Raw genomic sequence first — 18,909 nt, 5'->3', positions numbered from 1 at the left:
AGTCGTGAGCACCGAGGCCGAGCTGCGGGAGGAGTTCCACCGCTGGGAGCGCCGGGAGACCGCCGTCTTCCAGGCCCTGCCCTACCTCCTCCTCGGCATCGGCACCGCCATCACGTTGGCGCAGCCGACCCCGAACCAGCCGGCCGTGCTCGGGCTCACGCTCGCCGCCGCGGTCTGGCTGCTCGTGTTCCACACGTGCCACCCGGAGTGGCACGGGAACGGCTCGTTGACGGCGTTGTACTACGCCGGGTTGATCGCGCTCGCCTTCGGCCTCGTCGCGCTCACGCCCTGGCACGGCTTCTTCGCCTTCGTCGGTTACCCCCAGGCGTTCTACTACCTGAAAGGCCGCTGGCGGTACGTCGGCGTCGCCGCGACCGCGATGGTCGCGGCGATGGCGTACCTGGGCGGGTGGGAGAACATCCGGGCGGAGGACCTGTGGTGGGCCTGGCCGCTGCTCGGCTTGGTCAACACGGTGCTGGCGGCGGGGTTCTCCCACCTCGCCGAGATGGCCGACCTGCGCAACGACCGGCAGAAGCAGGCGCTCGCCGAGCTGCACGAGGCCAACCGCAGGCTGGAGGAGGCGTTGGTGGAGAACGCGGGCCTGCACGCCCAGCTCGTGGTGCAGGCCAGGGAAGCCGGTGTGCTGGACGAGCGGCAGCGGATGGCGCGGGAGATCCACGACACGCTGGCCCAGGGCCTGGCCGGCATCCTGGCCCAGCTCCAGGCCGCCGAGCAGACCGCGGACGAGCCCGCGGCGTTGCGCCGGCACGTGACCAACGCGATGGACCTGGCCCGGGAAAGCCTCACCGAGGCGCGCCGGACCGTGCACGCGGTGGAGCCGTCGGTGCTCGCCGAGGCCAGGCTGCCGGACGCGATCAGCGACGTGACGAGGCGTTGGGCGGAGGTCCACGAGGTCGACGCGGTGCTCACCACCACCGGTGTGCCCCGGCCCATGCACGCCGACGTGGAGGTGACGTTGCTGCGGGCGGCGCAGGAAGCCCTCGCGAACGTGGCCAAGCACGCGAAGGCGGGTCGGGTCGGCTTGACCCTGTCGTACATGGACGACCTGGTGACGCTCGACGTGCGGGACGACGGCGTCGGGTTCGACCCCAACACCAGGCGCGTCAACGGTTCCGCGACCGGCGGGTACGGGTTGGCCGCCATGCGGCACCGCGTGCAGCGGCTCGCCGGGCGGCTGGAGATCGAGTCGGAACCGGGCGGTGGCACCGCGATCTCGGCGACGGTGCCGGCCATCCCGGCCGGAGGCGCGCCGTGATCGGGTTGGTGATCGTCGACGACCACCCCGTGGTGCGTGACGGGTTGCGGGGCATGTTCAGCGCCGACCCGCGCTTCGAGGTGATCGGTGAGGCGGGTGACGGCGCCGAGGCCATCGCCGTCGCCGAGGAGCTGCGGCCCGACGTGATCCTCATGGACCTGCGAATGCCGCGGACGGACGGCGTCACCGCGATCAAGGAGCTGGCGCGGCGCGGTGTGCCGGCCCGCGTGCTGGTGCTCACCACGTACGACACGGATTCCGACGTGCTGCCCGCGATCGAGGCGGGCGCGACCGGTTACCTGCTGAAGGACGCGCCACGCGAGGAGCTGTTCCGCGCGGTGGAGGCCGCCGCACGCGGGCAGGCGGTCCTCTCCCCCGCCGTCGCGACGCGGCTCATGGGCCAGATGCGCAGGCCCGCCTCGGGGCAGTTGTCGCAGCGGGAGTTGGAGGTGCTGGAGCTGATCGCGCGTGGCTCCACCAACCGCGAGGCGGCGCGGCAGCTCTTCATCAGCGAGGCGACCGTCAAGACGCATCTGCTGCACGCGTACGCGAAACTGGGCGTGAACGACCGCGCCGCCGCCGTGGCCGCCGCGTTCTCGCGTGGCTACCTGACACCCCGGGACTGATCCGCTCAGCCGGTGCGCCGGGGCAGGGCCGTTGCCCGCGTGCCGACGGCACCACGTCGTCTTGCCCGCAGCGCCGAGTCCCTCAATCGCCACGATTACGTGCCACGTCCTTGCCTGGGCGCACGTCTGTCGTCGGACGCAACCGCGATGCGATGACCAACGTGACGACCACGACCACCGCCATGGTCAGGAACACGTCGGAGTACGCCGCGCCCTCCGGTCCGCTGTGGAACGGGTTGACGGCCCCCGCCCCGCTCTGCCCCCGCGCGGACACCAGGACGCCGAAGACGGCCGGACCGGTGGCCGCGCCGAGGAACTGGACGCCCTGGAGGATGCCCAGGCCCGTGCCGGCTTGTTCGGCGGGCAGTTCGGCCGCCGCGGAGTTGACGAGGGTCGTCATCACCAGGGCGAAGCCGATGCTGAGGCCGAGGATGCCGATGCCTGCCGGGATCGGTGAGGCACTGCCGGTGAAGGTGGACAGGTACAACGCGAACAGTCCCATCAACGCCAGGCCGGTGAGCACCAGGGTGCGGCGGCCGATGTGGTCGGGAAGGCGGCCGATCAGGGGTGACAGCACGGCGACGGCGACGCCTGCCGGGATCATGGCCAGCGCGCCTCGCCCCGGCGTGAGGCCGTTGACCTCGACCACCAGCAGCGCCACGAACACCAGGCCGCCGAGGTTGACGACCATGGCCGGGAACGCGATCAGCAGGCCGGTGCGGTAGGTGCGGTTGGCGAACAACGCGGGCGGGACGAAGGGGTGCTCGACGCGGAAAGCACGCCACCCGAACAAGAACAGCGCCACCACCGCGGCGAGGAGGCTGCCCCACGCCGAGGGCTCGGCGAAGCCGGCGACCTGCGCGCGCGTCATGCCGAGCAGCACCAAGCCCGCGCCCAGGGCCAGCAGCACGCCGCCGAGCATGTCGATCGGGCCGCTCGCCGCCGGTGCTTCGTCCGGGAGCACTCGCAGTGCCACGGGCACCAGCACCAACGACATCACGAGCGTGATCCAGAACAACGCGGGCCAGCCGAGCAGTTGGCCGACCAGCCCGCCCACGGCGGGACCGGCGGCGGTGCCGACGCCCGCGCCGGCGGAGACCACACCGATACCCGCGCCGCGCTGGTCGGCGGGCATCAGGCGGGTCACGGCGATGATCGACAGCACGGGGATGGCCGCGGCGCCGATCCCCGTGACGACGCGGCCCGCCACCAGCACGAGCAGGCTCGGCGCGAGCGCGCAGACCGCGCTGCCGACCGCGAACGCCAGCAACGCGGAGGCGAACAGGCGCCGCAGGCTGAACCGGTCGGAAACGCGCCCGTAGAGCGGGATGCCGACGGAGAACACCAGCAGGAAACCGGTGACCACCCAGGCCAGTTCGGCCTCGGTGGCGTCGAAGCGCGCACCGATGTCCGGGAGCACCAGGTTGACCATGTCGCCGGCCGTGACCGCGGTCAGCATCGCGGCCGGCACCAGGGCCGGTAACGCGGTCCGCCCGGTCGTTGTCGTCGCAGCCATGACACCCTCCAGTTTACTGCTACCACCGTGGTTACATTTAGGGCCGCAGAAGGTGACGCCCCCGCTGCCCCGACTCAGCGGCGGTGCGGCACCGGCAACCGGCGCTCGGCCTCCAGCACCCGGCGGACCAGGTCGGCGATCGTCGTGCGCCCCAACCGCTCCGCCATGGCCCGTTCCGCTGCCTGGAACTCGTCCTCCAGCAGGCCCTGGATGTTGCGCCCCACCTCGCACTCCGCACTCGGCGGGTGCGGGTGCCGGGACAACACCGGGCCGTCCTCCACGGCGGCATACGCGTCGTGCAGCGTGATCTCCGCCGCCGGGCGCGCCAACGACCAGCCCCCGTTGCGCCCCTCCGCGGACCAGACCAGCCCCGCCACGCGCAGGCTGCCGAGGATGCGCCGCACCAGGACCGGGTTGCTCGCCAGGCTGTCGGCGATCTCCGCCGAGGTCAACGACTTCCCGTTCCACCGCGCGAGCATCGTGAGCGCGTGGATCGCGACCGCGCTCCTGCTGCTGACACCCACGACCGCACCCGTCTCATCTCCGGGGACCAAACCGCAACCAAGCTAGTGGCAGTTCGAGGAGCGTGTCAACGACGCGCGGCCCGACCGGTTTTCTCGCAGGTTGCGGAGCAAGGGTCGAACAACGGGCGGTGTGCCTAACATGGGGGGACGGCACCGCAATCCGTCCTGATTGGACCGACGATGAGCCTCCCCGACGAATCCGCGCCGCGCCGCCGGCTCGTCACCCCTCCGCCGGCGGAGGGCGCGGACGGGCTGTTCAGCCAGACCTGGTACCCGATCTGCCTGTCGGACGAGTTGACCGGCGGCAAGCCCGTCGGGGTGGACTTCCTCGGCGGCCGGGTCGTCGTGTTCCGCGGACCCGGTGGGCGGGCCCAGGTGTTGAGCGCCTACTGCGTCCACGTCGGCGCGGACCTGTCCGTCGGCGAGGTCGTGGACGACCGGCTGCGGTGCCGGTTCCACCACTGGAGCTACGACGTGGACGGGCGGTGCACCGGCACCGGCATCGGCGACCCGGTGCCCGAGGGGGCGCGGCTGTTCCGCTTCCCCACCGCGGAGAAGTACGGGGTGGTGTGGGCGTTCAACGGGCTGCGGCCCCTGTTCGAGCTGCCGGACCTGCCGCACCCGGCGGACCGCCTGGTGCTGCGCGCGTCGGCGTTCCCCCGGTCGCTGCCCTCGGACCCGTGGGTCATCACCGCGCAGACCCTCGACCTGCAACACTTCTCGCAGCAGCACGAGTTCGGGCTGCTGACCGACCCGAGCACCACGGTCCGGCGGACCGCGCACTCGATGGGCTGCGACCTCGACCTGCGCCTGCGGGACGGCGCGGACTTCCGGGTGCGGGCGGACATCCACGGCACCAACATCTACTGGCAGACCGGCACGCTGGACGGGCGCTGGTTCTGCTGGATCACGGGTGTGGGCCTGCCTCGACCGCAGGAGTCCGTCTCGACGTTCATCTGCGGCACGGTCCGCGGCGACGACGATGACGAGGCACAGCGGTTCCTGGACACCGCGACGGGCGTGATGATGAGCCTGCTGGACGACGACGCGGCCGTGCTGAGCACCATTCACTACCGACCGGGACTGCTCACGGAGAGTGACGAAACGCTGCGTGGTTTCCTCGACTACCTCAACGGCATCCCCCGCGCTCACCCGTCCGCCGACTTCCTCTCGTGACGGCTCGACCTGCCCGCTCCACGGGTCTCGCTAGGATGTCCGCGCGCGAGACTCCACCGGCGGACGGGGCGATGGGTGACCGAGAACCCGCGGACGATCAACCTGGACCAGTTCCTGCCCCACCCCCCGCACCGGGTGTGGCGGGTGCTCACGGACCCGGAGTTGCTCGCGCGGTGGCTGATGCCCAACGACTTCGCGCTGGAGGTCGGCCGGCGGTTCACGTTCCGGGGTGAGGCGATCCCGGCGGTCCGGTTCGGCGGCACCGTCCACTGCGAGGTGCTGGCCTACGAGGTCGAGCGGATGCTGCGGATCAGCTGGGACGACCCCGGCGACGACAACCGCCTGCGGTCGACGGTGACGTGGCGGTTGGAGCCGGAGGGCCGGGGCACCCGGTTGTTCCTGGCGCACGACGGGTTCGACGAGCACAACCCGGTGCACCGGTTGTCCCGCCGCATCCTCGGCGGCGGGTGGGTCGGCGTGCTGCGCAAGCTCGGCGCCGTGGTCGACCAGGCGGCCGGCGGGGAACACCGCAACATGCGATAAGTACCGTGAACCGGCGGCTCGTAGCGTCGGCGGCATGGCGACCGCTGAGCAGTTCCTGGACCGGTTCCTGGCCGTGGTCGGCGACGCCTCGGTGTGCGCGATGTGCGCCATCGGGGACCGGCTGGGGCTCTTCCGCGTCCTGGCCGAACGGGGTCCGCTGACGGCGGCCGACCTGGCCCGGCACGGCGCGGTGGACGAGCGGTCGGCGCGGGAGTGGCTGCACGCCCTGGCGAGCGCCGATTTCGTCACCCGGGACGGTGACCGGTTCGCGTTGCCGCCGGAGCACGCGGCGCTGCTGGCGTACGAGGAGTCCCCGTTCTACCTGGGCGGCGTGGCCCGGCTGCTGCCGGCGCTGGGCGGCGTGCTGGACCGGGTGGTGGCCGGGTTCCGCACGGGCGCGGGCGTGCCGGTCGAGGACTACCCGGCGGAGCTGTTCGCGACGATGCACCGGATGGCCGGTCTGTGGCTGGAGAAGATGCTGGTGGCGCAGTGGGTGCCGGCCGTGCCGGGGCTGGCCGACCGGCTCGGGCGCGGCGGGCGGGTGGCCCACCTCGCGAGCGGGGACGGGCGGGCGCTGGTGCTGCTGGCGCGGGCGTTCCCGAGGTGCGAGTTCGTCGGGTACGACCGGGTCGCGGCCAACGTCGCGACCGCGCGCTCCGCCGCGGCGGCGGCCGGGTTGGCCGACCGGGTGCGGTTCGTCCACGGCGACCCGTCCGAGCTGGACGGCGGGTGCGTGCTGGTGCTGGCGCTGGACGTGCTGCACGACGCGCTGGACCTCACGGCCACGTTGCGCGCGGTGGCGCGGGCGATCGGACCGGACGGGGTCTTCCTGCTGCTGGAGACGGACTGCGCGGCCGACCCGGCGGACAACACGGGCCCGGCGGCGACGTTGTTCTACGCCACGAGCGCGCTCTACTCCGTGCCGATCGCGCAGGCGGCAGGCGGTGAGGCGTGGGGCATGATGGGGCTGCCGGAACCCGTGCTGCGCGCGGCGTGCGGCGCGGCCGGGCTGGGCGGGGTGCGCACCCTGGCCCACCCGATCCCGACGTTCAACACGCTGTACGAGATCCGCGCCGCGGAATTCACCCGGTAGTGTCAGTCGAACTCGACCGGCGGTTCAGCGCTTGCGGATGCGGGCCACCGCGATGCCGCCGAACACCACCGAGATGCCGATGCTCCAGAGGACGGCGAGCAGGGTGAAGTGACCCGCCGTGCCACCGGCCAGCGCCTCGGCGGGCGCGCCCTGGGTCAGGGTGCGCGCCGCGTTCACCGCGACGGTCACCGGCTGGTGCTCGGCGATCGCGCGGAGCCAGTCGGGCATGGTGTGCACGGGCACGTAGGCGCTCGACGCGAAGCTCAGCGGCAGCACGAGGAAACCCAGGCCCTGCGCGGCTTGCGGGTTGGCCGCGGACAGCAGGCCGAGGGCCACGAAGACCCAGACGAACGCCATCCCGAACAGGACCACCACGCCGAAGGCCGCCAGCCCGGCGAAGAAGTTCGTGTGCACGCGGAAGCCGATGAGGAAGGCCGTCAGCGTCGCGGCCAGCAGGCACCACGCCACGAGCACCGTGTCCGCCAGCACCCGACCGCCGAGGATCGCGGTGTGCGCCATGGGCAACGACTTGAGGCGGTCGTACAGCCCCTGGCCCGCGTCCTCCGCGATGCCGACCGCGGACACGCCGCCGGAGAACAGGACACCCGCCGTGGCCACACCGGGCACGAGGTAGTCCACATAGGACAGCGTGCCGCTCTCGATGGCGCCGCCGAAGGCGTAGCGGAAGATCAGCATGAACGCGACGCCCTGCACGGCGCTGACGAACAGCACCTGCGGCGTGCGGCGGTACTTGAGCAGGCTGCGCTTGGCCACCGCGGACAGCGAGCTGAGCACTCCCGCCCCGGGCGGGGCCTGCACGACGGCGGCGGTCACGGGCTGGTCACCTTCTCGTCCTCGGGTCGGGCGGCGGACGTCCCGGTCAGGGCCAGGAACACCTCGTCCAGGGTCGGTCGCCGCAACGCGATGTCCTCCACGGCCACCTCCTGCTCGGCCAACGCGCGCACGCTCTCCAGCAGGCGCTCGGAACCGCTGTCGACGGCGATCGACACCAGCCGGGTCGCGGCGTCGGCGCGGGGTTCGCCCACGCCCAGCGGGGCCAGGACGCGTGCGGCGGCGGCCACCGACTCCCGGTCGTGCACGTGGACCTCCACGACGTCGCGACCCGCACGGGCCTTCAGCTCGCGCGGGCTGCCGGCCGCGACGACCCGGCCGCGGTCGACGATGGCGATCAGGTCGGCCAGCTCGTCGGCCTCGTTGAGGTACTGGGTGGTGAGCAGCATGTCCGTGCCCTGCTCGACCAGCTCGCGGATCACCGACCACAGCTCGATCCGGCTGCGGGGGTCCAGGCCCGTGGTGGGTTCGTCGAGCAGCAGCACGCGGGGCGTGCCGACCAGGCTCGCCCCGAGGTCGAGCCGCCTGCGCAGCCCTCCCGAGTAGGTGCGCACCAGCCGGTCGCCGTGCTCCTCCAGGCCCAGTTGGCGGAGCACGCGGTCGGCGGCGGCACGGGCGGCGCGCCGGTCGAGGCCGAACAGCCGGGCCACCATGTCCAGGTTCTCCCGACCGGTCATGGCGCCCTCGACGGCGGCGAACTGCCCGGCCAGGCCGATCAGCCGGCGGACGCGCCGCGGGTCGGCCACGGCGTCCACGCCGGCGACCCGCAACGCGCCGCTGTCGGGCCGCAGCAACGTCGCCACGGCCCGGACGAAGGTGGTCTTGCCCGCCCCGTTGGGCCCGAGCAGCGCGACGACCTGGCCCGGTTCGGCGACGATGTCGAGCCCGTCGAGCGCCGTCACCTCGCCGAACCGCTTGCGCACGCCCACGGCCTCGATCGTGGGGGTCATTCGGGTTCCTCTCGTTCCACGCGGGTCTGCTCCTCTTCCTCCGCACGGGCCTCTTCGTCCAGCACCGCGCTCATCGCGGCGAGCTTGTCCCGCCAGAACAGCTCGTAGGGGGCGAGCCAATCCCGGATGGACGCCATCGCCTCGTGCTCCAGCCGGTAGATCTGCTGCCGGCCACGCCGGCGGCCGGAGACCAGTCCCGCGTCCTTGAGCACCTTCAGGTGCTCGGACACGCTGGGCCGCGCCATGTCGAAGTGCGCGGCCAGGCGCTGCACCGGCTGGTCACCCTCTTCGAGGAGCCGCGCCAGCAACGCCCGCCGCGTCGAGTTGGCCAGTGCCGCGAACACCCCGTCGATCACGTCCGTCATGGGCACATCATCCGGCCTCCTGCCGCTGCACCAGCACGAACGCGTTGCCGTCGGGGTCGGAGAAGGTGGCCTGCGTGCCGAACGGGGTGTCGAACGGCCCCTCCACCTCGACGCCCGACGAGCGCAGCGCGTCGGCGTCGGCGGCGATGTCCTCGGTCTCCAGCATCAGCCCGAAGAGGTTGCCGGGAGTCATGCCCTCGAACCAGGTGCCGAGGATGAAGCTGGTCTCCCCGCCGTCGGGCGCGACCTCGATCCAGCGGGCGTTGTCGCCCATCGGCACCGGCAGTTCGAGCAGCAGCTTGAACCCCAGGGCCGAGGTGTAGAAGTCCTTGGCCCGGTCCTGGTCGGACACCGGCACCGACACGCGCTTGATTCGAGTGATCTCCATGCGGACATGATACGTAGGGAGCTGCCTACGCATCAACCCGGCGTAGGAAGTTTCCTACGCAACGCTGCGTGACGACTACCGGTTCTCCCACATCGCCGACCAGCCGCCGCCGCCCGCCAGCAGGTCCGGGATCTTCGCGACGTCGAACACGCCCCAGTGCTCGGCGATCCGGTCGCCCTCGAACCGGAACGTGTTCGACCCCCCGATCACGAACCGCGTGCCCGTCGGCGCGATGCCCAGGAACTCGCCGGTGTGCTCGAAGTGCAGCTCGATGGCCTGCGCCAGCACGTCGCCCTCGCACACCGACACCAGCACCTCCACCCGCCTGGTGGTCAGCGCCGCGGCGGCCTGGTGGAACCGGTGCTCCACGCCGGGCCGGCCGGGCGGGTCCCACGGCGGCGCGAAGTGGTCGACGAAGTCGTCCGCCAGCACTTCCCGGAGCACGTCGAAGTCCTGCCGGAACAGCACCGCGCCGCGGAACCGGCGCACCACCCGCTCGTAACGCCGCTTGCGGTCCACGGCTCACTCCACCTGCTCGGTCGGCCGCAGGACGACCCGCTCGACGGCCGCGTGCCGGGGCTGCTCGACCACGTACCGGACGAGGCCGCCCACGTCGGCCGGGCTCAGCGGCGCGCCGGGGTCGAAACCGCCGGCCAGGCCCGCCATGACCTCCGGCCGGGTGTGGAGGGGCAGCTCGGTGGGCGCCACGAACCCCGGTTCGACCAGCGCGACCCGCACGTACCGGCGGGCGACCTCCTTGCGCAGCGACGCGCAGAACGCGGCCAGCCCGGCCTTCGTGGCGTCGTAGCCCGCGGTGAACGGCAGCTCCAGCCGCCTGCCCGCCGAGCCGATCACGACCAGGTCCGCCACCCCGCGTGGCCCGGCGGCGGCGGCCAGCAGGTGCGGCAGGGCGCTGTGCGCCACCCGCACCGCGCCCAGCAGGTTGACCTCCACCATCCGGCGCAGCTCCGCGGCCGGCGCGTGCTCGACACCCCCGAGCAGCAGCACGCCCGCGTTGGCCACCACCACGTCGAGCCGGCCGTGGTCGCCCACCACGTCGGCGACGACGTCCCGGTCCGGGTCGGTGAGGTCCGCCGGGTACGCGTGCCCGCCGATCTCCTCGGCCAGCGCCGCCAACCGGTCCGCGCGCCGCGCGGTCACCGCCACGGTCGCCCCGGCGGCGGCCAGCTCCCGCGCCACCGCGTCGCCGATACCGCTGGACGCGCCGGTGACCAGCGCGACCCCGTTCACGACGCCACCCGGGCGCGCAGGTTGGGCACGGTGAGGTCGGCGGTCGGCAGCACGCCGTCCACCAGGTACCCGGTCACCACCTCGTCCACGGCCGCGTTCCGGTAGAACGGGAACACCCGGTGGTGGGCGGTGTCGGCCACGGTCAGCAGCCGCGCCTCCCGGGCGAACACCTCGCGCATCCGCACGCCGGCCGCGTGCGGCGTCGACATGTCCTGGTCCGCCGCCACCAGCAGCATCCCGGGCGCGGGCGCGCCGGTGTCCAGCGGGGTCGGCGGTTCGACCGGTTGCACCGGCCAGAAGGCGGTGGCCTTGATCCCCGCCATCGCCCGGCCCGCGAACGGCCACCGCTCGCCGTGCGCGCGCATGTCCCGCTCGTACAGGTCCGGGTCGCGAGGCCACGACCAGTCTCCCGCCAGGATCGCGAGTTGCGCCACGGTGCCGCTCTCCTCCTTGGGCTGCGCGAACATCGGCGCCATGTACTCCAGGGTGGACGGTGCGAAGGGACCGCCGTGCACCGCCGCGCGCACGATGTCGGCCAGGTGCTCGTACGCCAGGTCGCTGTTCAGCATTCCCACCGCCACCAACCGGATCAGCGTGCGGTCGAACGGGAAGCCGGACACCTCGACCGGTTCTCCCTCGGCCCGCGCCAGCAACCGGTCGTAGCCGGCGCGCACCCGCGCCCCGGTCTCGCCCAGGCCGTACCGGTCGTGGTGGCGCGCCGCCCAGCCGGCCCACCGGTTCAACGCGCGCTCGCCGTTGGGGCTGAAATCGGTGAACAGGCCGCGCCACACCCAGTCCGGGCTGCACATCGAGTCCAGCACCACGCGGTCGACGTGCTCGGGGAACATCCGCGCGTACACCGCACCGAGGTAGGTGCCGTACGAGTACCCGAGGTAGGAGATCCGCTCCTCGCCGAGCACGGCCCGGATCACGTCCATGTCCCGGGCGATGTTGCGGGAACTCGCGTACGGCAGCACGTCCATCGCGTGCTCGGCGACCTTGGCGGCCACCTTCGCCTGGAACCGCACCTCGTGCTCGAAGTCGCGCGGGTGGTGGAACACCCAGAGCCGTTCCTCCGGTTCCAGGCCGACGACCACCGGGCTGCTCGCTCCCATGAACCGGTGGTCGAACCCCACCAGGTCGTAGCACGCGCGCACTTCGTCCGGCAGCGCGCGGGCGAGTTGGCCGAGCAGCACCAGACCCCGGTTGCCCAGGTCGTCACCGGGACCGACGAGCAGCACGCCCCGCCGCGCGGCCGGGTTGCCCGCGCGGAGCCGGCCCAGGCCCAGGGTGATCGTGCGCCCACCGGGCCGGGTGTGGTCCAGCGGCACGGTGAGCGTCGCGCCCTCCAGCCCGGCCACCGCCGGCTCGTCGAGCGGTGCCCAGGTCAGCTGCTGGTGGTGGAAGTCCACGGCGTCGCCTCCGCGATCGACAGGTCGTTGTCCGGCAGTCGGCCGCTCACCAGGTAGTCGGTGACGGCGCGGGTGACGCCCCCGTGGCCGGAGAACGGGAACACCCGGTGGTGGGCCAGGTCCTCGGCGAGCACGAGCCGGCTGCGCGGCAGCAGTTCCCGGACGTGCCGCGCCCCGGACGCCGGTGTGAACGGGTCGTGTTCGGACTGCACCAGCAGCACCTCCGCCGGACCGCCGATCGCGGTGGCCGGCTCCAGCGGCGGCACCGGCCAGAACGCGCCCGGTTTCGGCCCGGCCATCGCCTCGCCCACCAGCGTGCCGCGGGCCGCTTCGAGGTCCGCCCGGTACACGGCGAGGTCACGTGGCCACGGGCACTCGCCGCTGAGGATCGCGAGGTGCGCGACACCCGCGCTCCGCGGTTTCGGCGTGCCGAACAACGCGCCCAGCTCGGCGACCGCCGCCGGCTCCGGCTCGGCGTCGCCCGCCGCGGCGGCGAGCACGTCGGCCAGCACGCCGTAGGTCCGGTCGGCGCGGAGCAGCACGACGGTGATCATGCGCAGCAGCGCGCCGGTGACCGGCACCGGCCCGATCGCCGCCGAACCCAGTTCCCACAGGCGCTCCGCGTAGGCCCGCACGCGGTCCGGGGTGCGGGCGATCCGACCGGTGGCCGCGCACCAGCGCGCCCACCGGTCCAGCCCGGCTTCCGCGCCGGCCGCGACGGCGCGGAACAGACCACGCCACACCCAGTCCGGGTCCAGCACGCTGTCCACCACCACCCGGTCGGTCCGCGGGCCGAACATGTGCGCGTAGACCAACGCGATGTAACCGCCGTAGTTGTGGCCCAGCAAGGAGATCCGGTCCGCGCCGAGGGCCGCGCGGACCACGTCGACGTCTCGCGCGATGTTGCGGCTGGTCAGGTGCGGCAGCACCGCGGCGTGGCGGGGGAAGCACTTGTCCACCAGGGCGCGCTGGAAGCGCACCTCCGCGGCGAAGGACTCCGGCCGGTGGAACGCCCACAGCACCTCGTCGTCGGTCAGGTCGGCGGTCAGCGGTGCGCTGGCGCCGCTGAACCGGTGGTCGAAGCCGACCAGGTCGAAGCGCTCGGTCACCACGCGCGGCAGCAGGTCCGCGAGCCGCGCGGCGAGGGCGGTGCCGGAGCTGCCCGGGTCGTCGGGGCACACCACGAGCACGCCGTGCCGCCGGGCCGGGTCGGCCCGGTACCGGACCACGGCCAGGTCCAGGGTCGCGCCGCGCGGGTGGCGGTGGTCCACGGGCACCGGCACCGTCGCGCGCTGGACGCGGTCACCACGCCACACCGGGGTCATCACGGCCACCTCGCCGGGGTGGTGGCGACTCCGTCCACCGTGGATCGTCCGGGCTGTGGGGCGCCGGACCCGCCCGGCGGGTGCGCGTCGGGTGACCGTCCGGTCGTCATGAGCCGAGCGTGGCACGGGCGCCAGGTGTGAACTTCTCGGAGGTTGCGCTCCGCCGGGGCCGTCAGTCCAGCCGGATCGCGGTGGCGTGGGCGGGTCCGGCGGGGCGGTGCAGCAGGCGCAGCAGGGCGTCCATCCCGGCCCGCAGCGGGATCGGCGTCATGCCCATCCGCCGGGCCTGGGCCACCGCGCCCATCTCGTGCGCCATGCCCGCGCCGCTCCACAACGCCCATTCCGCCACCGTTGTCGCCGCGTTCGGCAGGCGGGTCGCCAGGCTCAGCGCCGAACGCCGCAGCAGTTCGTTGGCCAGGCCGTACGCGCCCATCCCCCGGTGCGGGTCGTGCGCCGTGACCGAGCCGAACACCACCAGGTGCCGCAGCTCCCGCGCGTCGACCACGTCCAGCACCGCCCGCAGTCCCGCCACCTTCGCCGACTGGGCGCGGGCCAGGTCCGCCGGCGTGCTGCGCGCGACCTGCCCCGCCACCAGCACACCCGCGCAGTGCACGACCGCGCGGACCGGCCCGGTGACCGACGTCGCCAGCGCCGCGCGCACCGCGTCGCGGTCCCGCACGTCCGCCCGCACCACGACCGCGCGGGCCGACGCGAGCCGGTCGGCACGCCCCGGCTCCGCCACGTCCACCACCACCGGCCGCCAACCGTGCACGCGGGCGAGCACGAGGGCCGCCCGCAGCCCCAGACCACGCGCGCCACCGGTGACCAGCACCGCGCCGCCGGGCAGCGGGCCGTGGCCGGGCAACGCCACCTCGTGCCACGCGGTCCGCGTCACCCGCCCGCGCGCGTCGACGCGCGCCTCCGGCTCGTGCATCGCCGCCGTGGCCGCCGCCACCGCGGCCCGCGTCGGCACGGCGGGCAGTTCCACCACCCCGACCCGCAGCCCGGGGTCCTCCCGGGCGGCCACGCGCAGCAGGCTGCCGCCCCCGGCGCCCTGGTGCACCAGCACGAGCCGACCGCCGGTGCGGGCGGCGGCGGCCACGGCCGCCAGCAGCAGAGCGTTGTCCGCGGGGCGGAACTCCGCGCCGAGCAGCACCGCGGTGGCGTCCGTGCCACGTGGCAACCCGGCCGCGACGGGGTGGTCCGCCGGACCCAGCAGCCGCCACCCGCACGCGACCGCGGGCGCGGGGCGGAACGGGGCGTCGTGGCGGGCGGAGGCGCGCACCACGTCAGGCCCGCAACGCCTGGAGCAGGGTGGGCACCGCTTCGGCCTGGAAGTCCACGTCCACGTCGAAGTCGTTGATCATTCCCTCCAGGACCAGCAAGGACACCAGCGGGAACACGAACTCCGGCGCCGCCGAGATGCCCGACCGCCGCTGCACGTCGAACAACCGGGTGGCGAACGGCGCGAGCCGGAACCGACCCGCGGTCTGCCCGTGCGCGGCGCGGACCAGTTCGACCACACCGCGCCGGAAACCCGCCACGTCGCTGCCCGGCGGCACGTGCTCGGCGCTGCGCAGGACCACCTCGGCGCACTCCTCGGCCCGGCCCGTCGCCATGTCCAGGAAGAACTCCGCGAACAGCCGCCGCACCCCGGCGGGCAGCCGCACCACGAAGCCCGCGTCGAGCAGGACGACCTCGCCGCCCGGCGCGAGGTACAGGTTCCCCGGGTGCATGTCGCAGTGCACGTAGCCGTCGATGAACAGCATCCGGTACACGCCGCCAAGCACGCGCCGCACGATGTCACGCCGCTGCTCCCTGGTGAAGTCGCCCGGCTCGAACCTGGCCAGGCCCTCGATGAAGTCCATCACCAGCGCGCCGTTCCCGCTCGCCTCGGCGATGGGGCGCGGTACGACGAACCGGCCCCGGCCGCCGAGGTTGCGGCGCAACTCGACCAGCGCGTCCGCCTCGTGGTCCAGGTCGGCCTGGCGGCGCACCGCGACACCCACCTGCTCGACCATCCGGCGCGCGGGCAACCGGCGCATACCGGGCAGCGCCTGCACGATTGTCGCGCCGTGGGCGAGCAGCGCGAAGTCGACGCGCATCCGCCGGTCCACCCGCGGCCGGCGCAGCTTGACGGCCACCGGGCGGCCGTCGCGGAGTTCGGCCCGGTACACGCAGGCGATGCTGCCGCACGCGTGTGGCGTCCAGTCGAACCGGGCGAACGGCCAGCGGTCGGGGTACGCGTGGGCGAGGGCGGTGACCGCCTGCGCCCGACTCATCGGGCGGACCCGGTCGTGCAGCGCGCTCAACCGCGCGCACCACGCGTCCGGCAGCACGTCCCGGCGGGTGCCGAGCAGTTGGCCACCCTTGACGAAGGTGGGCCCGAGCCCGGTGGCCCAGGAGCCGACCCGGCGGGCGGCCACGTCGGTGGTGGCGCCGGTGATCCGGTCCCGTGCCGCCTCGACCAGCCCCAGTCCCAGGTGCCAGGCCGTCGCACCGGCCCAGTGCGCGAGGCGGAGCACGACCTGGTGCGGTCGGATTCGTTCCTGCGCGGCGGTTCTCGGCATCGTCACCGTCCCGGGTGGACTCGATCGCGCGAGCGGCGGTCGCCGGTCGAGCACCGCCGCCGTTCGGGTGATGTCGGGAAAGATGAGCTGGAAGAACTTTTTTACTACTGGTTTTTATAGCGTATTCGGACAGGGAAAACCACCGACCTGGAGGGGTGCCGCGATGGCCATCGACCTGTGCAACAAGTCCCCCGCGTCCTTGGCGGAGCGCGATCCCGGGTCCTGGGGCGACGCGGTGGGCGGTCCCGCGCTGCTCGACGACCTGGGCGCCGAGCAGCGCGACGCGCTGAACTTCGCCTACCGCACCACGTTGAGCAACGTCGACCCGCGCTTCGTCGCGGGCGACCCCGCCGCCTGGGCCAGCGACTTCGGCTACGCGCTCGACCGCGTCGCGATCCGCCTGGACAACCGGACCAACGACGAACTGCGCGACCAGGCGCTGAACCACCCCGACCCGGCGATGCGCGAGCAGGCGCTCTACGAGTACGCCGACCGCGACCACGACGACGCGATCGAACTGCTCGTGCAGGCCGCCCGTGACGACCGCAACCGCGAGGTCCGCTGGGACGCCCTGTGGGCGATCGAGAAGCTGGGCGGTCCGCGCGCGGTCGCCGCGCTGCGTGGTTTTCGCGCCGACGCCGACCCGGAGATCGCCGAGTGGGCCGGGTTGTTCGACAGCGAACTCCAGACCGGCGACCCGGCGTTCGACGGCCGGTCCGGCAGGTTCACGCCGGGCCGCACCTTCGACGAGACGATCTACCTGCTCATCCACTGCGACCTCTACGTCCGGTTGGACGACACCAACACGCACTGGGGGAAGATCTCGCTGGCGCCGCAGGGCCTCGCGCGGATCTACGGCCAGGCGCACGCGTGCCCCAACGTGACCACCCGCGAGCGGCAGCTCGTGATCGCCAAGACGATCTCCGGCCTGCACCGGGACGGGTCGCCGCACTGCGACAACTACCTGTTCCGGGGCTTCACCGACCGGACCCGGCGCGACCGCGGCAACTTCTTCTTCGAGTCGCTGGTGCCCAGGACGTTCTTCAAGTCCGGCCGCGCGGACGACCCCAGCGCGGGCACCCGGCAGGCCAACATCGGCTTCGCCCGGTACGGCACGTGGCACCTGGACCCGAAGTTCCAGGTCCACGACGAGGCGGCCATCCGCTACGTGCGCGGGCGCTTCCAGGGCTGGGGCTACGTCAACCTGTCGCGGATCGCGGGCAGGTCGCTGGAGGAGGTGCTCACCCCCGGCAACGGCGTGCTGTCCACGCTGCACGACCCGGAGGTGGGCCCGATGACCAACGCGTTCATCCTCGGCACCTTCAAGGGGAAGCTGAACGACTGGGACGGCGACGGCGTCATCGACCTCAACTCCCGCGACGTCTACTCCACCGTGAACGGCGAGATCGACTCCGACCAGGACGGCGTCGCCGACCAGCAGGGCCTGACCTGCTGCGACCACACGACCCGGTTCGTGTGACCAAGTGCGAGAGGAGAGGACCATGACAGCGCAGCAGCCGACCGTCGTCTACGGCCGCCCGGTGACGACCGAAGGCGTGCCCAACCTCTACCGGGGCACCACCGTCGTCCCCTGGACACCGCCCGAGCCGGGCATCGACAACCTGGGCATCACCTCCGTCGACACGTTCGCCGTGCCGGGCGTGGGCGAGTACACCGTCGAGTTCTCCGGCTACGTGCGCGTGGTGCGCTCGGAGCCGACCTCCGCGGAGTGGGCCGGCGCCGAGGTCTACACGAACCTGATCGAGATGAAGATGACCGGGTCGTGCGAGGAACTGGGCGACATCACCGTCACGCTGAACCCGGACTGCCTGTCCACGGGCCAGATCCGCACGCCGTTCGACCCGTACGCGGGCGAGGGCCCGTCCGCCAAGGCGTGCCGGATGGCCGTGGGCGCGGTGTTCACCATGCCGAAGCTCGGTATGCGGCTGGTCAACAAGGAACCGATCATCCTGACCATCGACGACGTCCGGCAGATCCCGCCCGCCGGGTCGCCGGGCAAGGGCCAGATCTACCGGATGCTGCCGCTGCACGACGAGCGGGACCTCGACGGTCCGCCGGTCGCGTACGTGACGAGCCTGCGCTTCCGGATGGGTGGCTACCTCGCCAAGGAGGAGATGTGACGTGACGGGTGCGGCGGCGCGGGGCCTGCCCCGCGCCGTCAGCCCTTGTGGCGGTGCAGGGCGAACAACAGCGGTACGGCCGGCACGACCGGCGGGTCGTACGGCCGGGCGTCCCGGAGGCGCACCACGAACGGCAGACCCAGCTGCGCCCCCCGCCACACGCGCACCTCCGCCCGGCCCCAGCCCTCGTGGTCCTGGGATTCACCGCACAGCGCCCGCACGACGGTCGTGCCGCCGTCCAGGCACACCGTGAACGCCCGGTAGTCGCCGTCCGCCGGCGAGCCCAGCTCGACCCGGCTGCCCCGGTCGGCCACCGGCACCAGCGCGCACCCCACGGGCCGCCCCTGCGGCAGGTCCGCCCCGAACAGCCCGGTGAACAGCACCGCCGGCCGCGCCGGGCCGCCGAGCACCGTGCCCCACACCGCCGCCGACCGCGCGGGGACCTCCACCGAGTCCAGCAGCTCACCCATCCGCAACCCGCCCACCCGGTCGACGGCGCGCCGGTACGCGCCCGGTGACGTGCCGACCAGCCGGGTGAACTGCGTGGTGAAGGTGCCCAGGCTCGCGTAGCCCACGCGCGCGCACACGACCGTGACCGTCAGGTCCGTCTCCGCCAGCAACCGCTTCGCCACCGTCATCCGCACCGCGGTCAGGTAGCGCGCCGGCGTCGTCGTGGTGACCCGGTGGAACGTTCGGTGGAAGTGCGACGGGCTCAGCGTCGCCAGCGCGGCCAGGTCGGCCAGGCGGTGCGGTGCGGCCGGGTCGGCACGCATGTGGCGCACCACGCGCGTCACGTCGTCCTCGTGCACCCGGGAGACCAGCCGGCGCCCCGTCATGACCGGAGACGCTAACTCTATGATTTTCAAGCGACAAGGATGCCGCGGACAAGGCCGCAAGACCA

General features: G+C 73.2%; 20 protein-coding genes. 7 read left to right on the top strand and 13 right to left on the bottom strand.

Translation table 11 applies throughout. The features are described from left to right. Window positions 1-4: 4 nt before the first annotated feature. Entirely contained in the window at window positions 5-1,276 is a 1,272-nt protein-coding gene (locus tag KZQ38_RS30130) for a sensor histidine kinase (RefSeq protein ID WP_219446810.1), read from the top strand. Continuing rightward, window positions 1,273-1,902: a response regulator gene (locus KZQ38_RS30125; RefSeq protein ID WP_219446808.1), complete on the top strand. Its 630-nt coding sequence runs from the start codon at window positions 1,273-1,275 to the stop codon at window positions 1,900-1,902. The genes KZQ38_RS30130 and KZQ38_RS30125 overlap by 4 nt, the downstream gene beginning before the upstream one ends. An 82-nt stretch (window positions 1,903-1,984) precedes the next feature. Here the strand turns inward: KZQ38_RS30125 and KZQ38_RS30120 are convergent, their stop codons facing one another. Together KZQ38_RS30120 and KZQ38_RS30115 are read right to left on the bottom strand one after the other, a co-directional pair. Continuing rightward, complete coding sequence (locus KZQ38_RS30120) at window positions 1,985-3,418, bottom strand: MFS transporter (protein WP_219446806.1); 1,434 nt, start codon at window positions 3,416-3,418, stop codon at window positions 1,985-1,987. A gap of 74 nt (window positions 3,419-3,492) precedes the next feature. Then, window positions 3,493-3,942 (bottom strand): Rrf2 family transcriptional regulator, encoded by a 450-nt coding sequence (locus tag KZQ38_RS30115; protein ID WP_308258663.1) that lies wholly within the window; start codon window positions 3,940-3,942, stop codon window positions 3,493-3,495. Window positions 3,943-4,122: 180 nt separating this feature from the next. Between KZQ38_RS30115 and KZQ38_RS30110 the strand changes: the two genes are divergently transcribed. The 3 genes from KZQ38_RS30110 (at window position 4,123) to KZQ38_RS30100 (ending at window position 6,754) form a co-directional block, all read left to right on the top strand. Further along, entirely contained in the window at window positions 4,123-5,118 is a 996-nt protein-coding gene (locus tag KZQ38_RS30110; RefSeq protein WP_219446804.1) for a Rieske 2Fe-2S domain-containing protein, read from the top strand. Window positions 5,119-5,193: 75 nt separating this feature from the next. Further along, window positions 5,194-5,661, top strand: a complete 468-nt coding sequence (locus KZQ38_RS30105; protein ID WP_308258662.1) for an SRPBCC family protein — start codon at window positions 5,194-5,196, stop codon at window positions 5,659-5,661. 34 nt (window positions 5,662-5,695) lie between these two features. Further along, window positions 5,696-6,754, top strand: coding sequence for a methyltransferase (locus tag KZQ38_RS30100; protein ID WP_219446802.1), 1,059 nt, complete (start codon window positions 5,696-5,698; stop codon window positions 6,752-6,754). A gap of 24 nt (window positions 6,755-6,778) precedes the next feature. Here the strand turns inward: KZQ38_RS30100 and KZQ38_RS30095 are convergent, their stop codons facing one another. From KZQ38_RS30095 to KZQ38_RS30050, 10 genes are all read right to left on the bottom strand, one after another. After that, entirely contained in the window at window positions 6,779-7,588 is an 810-nt protein-coding gene (locus KZQ38_RS30095; RefSeq protein WP_219446800.1) for an ABC transporter permease, read from the bottom strand. Further along, the gene (locus KZQ38_RS30090) at window positions 7,585-8,556 is read right to left on the bottom strand and encodes an ATP-binding cassette domain-containing protein (RefSeq protein ID WP_219446798.1); all 972 of its coding nucleotides are present in this window, start codon (window positions 8,554-8,556) and stop codon (window positions 7,585-7,587) included. The genes KZQ38_RS30095 and KZQ38_RS30090 overlap by 4 nt, the downstream gene beginning before the upstream one ends. Continuing rightward, window positions 8,553-8,921 (bottom strand): ArsR/SmtB family transcription factor, encoded by a 369-nt coding sequence (locus tag KZQ38_RS30085; RefSeq protein WP_219446792.1) that lies wholly within the window; start codon window positions 8,919-8,921, stop codon window positions 8,553-8,555. Before KZQ38_RS30085 ends, KZQ38_RS30090 begins: the two co-directional genes overlap by 4 nt. A 7-nt stretch (window positions 8,922-8,928) precedes the next feature. Then, the gene (locus KZQ38_RS30080; RefSeq protein WP_219446790.1) at window positions 8,929-9,309 is read right to left on the bottom strand and encodes a VOC family protein; all 381 of its coding nucleotides are present in this window, start codon (window positions 9,307-9,309) and stop codon (window positions 8,929-8,931) included. A 75-nt stretch (window positions 9,310-9,384) separates the two neighbouring features. Further along, window positions 9,385-9,828: an ester cyclase gene (locus KZQ38_RS30075; protein WP_219446788.1), complete on the bottom strand. Its 444-nt coding sequence runs from the start codon at window positions 9,826-9,828 to the stop codon at window positions 9,385-9,387. Between the two features lie 3 nt (window positions 9,829-9,831). After that, window positions 9,832-10,560 carry an SDR family oxidoreductase gene (locus KZQ38_RS30070; RefSeq protein WP_219446786.1) on the bottom strand — a complete coding sequence of 243 codons (729 nt, stop codon included), beginning with the start codon at window positions 10,558-10,560 and terminating at the stop codon, window positions 9,832-9,834. After that, window positions 10,557-11,972 (bottom strand): alpha/beta fold hydrolase, encoded by a 1,416-nt coding sequence (locus KZQ38_RS30065; protein ID WP_219446784.1) that lies wholly within the window; start codon window positions 11,970-11,972, stop codon window positions 10,557-10,559. Before KZQ38_RS30065 ends, KZQ38_RS30070 begins: the two co-directional genes overlap by 4 nt. Beyond that, window positions 11,948-13,297, bottom strand: coding sequence for an alpha/beta fold hydrolase (locus KZQ38_RS30060; protein ID WP_219446783.1), 1,350 nt, complete (start codon window positions 13,295-13,297; stop codon window positions 11,948-11,950). Before KZQ38_RS30060 ends, KZQ38_RS30065 begins: the two co-directional genes overlap by 25 nt. A gap of 172 nt (window positions 13,298-13,469) precedes the next feature. Beyond that, window positions 13,470-14,582, bottom strand: coding sequence for an SDR family NAD(P)-dependent oxidoreductase (locus KZQ38_RS30055; RefSeq protein ID WP_219446781.1), 1,113 nt, complete (start codon window positions 14,580-14,582; stop codon window positions 13,470-13,472). A 4-nt stretch (window positions 14,583-14,586) separates the two neighbouring features. Next, window positions 14,587-15,867, bottom strand: a complete 1,281-nt coding sequence (locus KZQ38_RS30050; RefSeq protein ID WP_257902586.1) for an ABC1 kinase family protein — start codon at window positions 15,865-15,867, stop codon at window positions 14,587-14,589. Between the two features lie 163 nt (window positions 15,868-16,030). On the opposite strand from KZQ38_RS30050, the gene KZQ38_RS30045 reads away from it, so the two are divergent. After that, entirely contained in the window at window positions 16,031-17,347 is a 1,317-nt protein-coding gene (locus KZQ38_RS30045) for a HEAT repeat domain-containing protein (RefSeq protein WP_219446777.1), read from the top strand. Between the two features lie 22 nt (window positions 17,348-17,369). Next, window positions 17,370-18,008: a DUF6073 family protein gene (locus tag KZQ38_RS30040; protein WP_219446775.1), complete on the top strand. Its 639-nt coding sequence runs from the start codon at window positions 17,370-17,372 to the stop codon at window positions 18,006-18,008. Window positions 18,009-18,046: 38 nt separating this feature from the next. Here the strand turns inward: KZQ38_RS30040 and KZQ38_RS30035 are convergent, their stop codons facing one another. After that, window positions 18,047-18,844: a helix-turn-helix transcriptional regulator gene (locus tag KZQ38_RS30035; RefSeq protein WP_219446773.1), complete on the bottom strand. Its 798-nt coding sequence runs from the start codon at window positions 18,842-18,844 to the stop codon at window positions 18,047-18,049. Between the last annotated feature and the right edge of the window lie 65 nt (window positions 18,845-18,909).

It is taken from the genome of Saccharothrix obliqua (genome assembly GCF_019375475.1).
Lineage (GTDB): Bacteria > Actinomycetota > Actinomycetes > Mycobacteriales > Pseudonocardiaceae > Actinosynnema > Actinosynnema obliqua.
The sequence above is the reverse complement of the archived record's forward strand: the minus strand, read 5'-3'. Positions and strand labels throughout refer to the sequence as shown.

Excerpts from the sequence above, each read along its gene's own strand:
- KZQ38_RS30085 (WP_219446792.1), bottom strand. The coding sequence starts at position 8,921 with ATGACGGACGTGATCGACGGGGTGTTCGCGGCACTGGCCAACTCGACG.
- KZQ38_RS30110 (WP_219446804.1), top strand. The coding sequence starts at position 4,123 with ATGAGCCTCCCCGACGAATCCGCGCCGCGCCGCCGGCTCGTCACCCCT.
- KZQ38_RS30040 (WP_219446775.1), top strand. The coding sequence starts at position 17,370 with ATGACAGCGCAGCAGCCGACCGTCGTCTACGGCCGCCCGGTGACGACC.
- KZQ38_RS30120 (WP_219446806.1), bottom strand. The coding sequence starts at position 3,418 with ATGGCTGCGACGACAACGACCGGGCGGACCGCGTTACCGGCCCTGGTG.
- KZQ38_RS30060 (WP_219446783.1), bottom strand. The coding sequence starts at position 13,297 with ATGACCCCGGTGTGGCGTGGTGACCGCGTCCAGCGCGCGACGGTGCCG.
- KZQ38_RS30100 (WP_219446802.1), top strand. The coding sequence starts at position 5,696 with ATGGCGACCGCTGAGCAGTTCCTGGACCGGTTCCTGGCCGTGGTCGGC.
- KZQ38_RS30080 (WP_219446790.1), bottom strand. The coding sequence starts at position 9,309 with ATGGAGATCACTCGAATCAAGCGCGTGTCGGTGCCGGTGTCCGACCAG.
- KZQ38_RS30090 (WP_219446798.1), bottom strand. The coding sequence starts at position 8,556 with ATGACCCCCACGATCGAGGCCGTGGGCGTGCGCAAGCGGTTCGGCGAG.
- KZQ38_RS30035 (WP_219446773.1), bottom strand. The coding sequence starts at position 18,844 with ATGACGGGGCGCCGGCTGGTCTCCCGGGTGCACGAGGACGACGTGACG.
- KZQ38_RS30045 (WP_219446777.1), top strand. The coding sequence starts at position 16,031 with ATGGCCATCGACCTGTGCAACAAGTCCCCCGCGTCCTTGGCGGAGCGC.
- KZQ38_RS30050 (WP_257902586.1), bottom strand. The coding sequence starts at position 15,867 with ATGCCGAGAACCGCCGCGCAGGAACGAATCCGACCGCACCAGGTCGTG.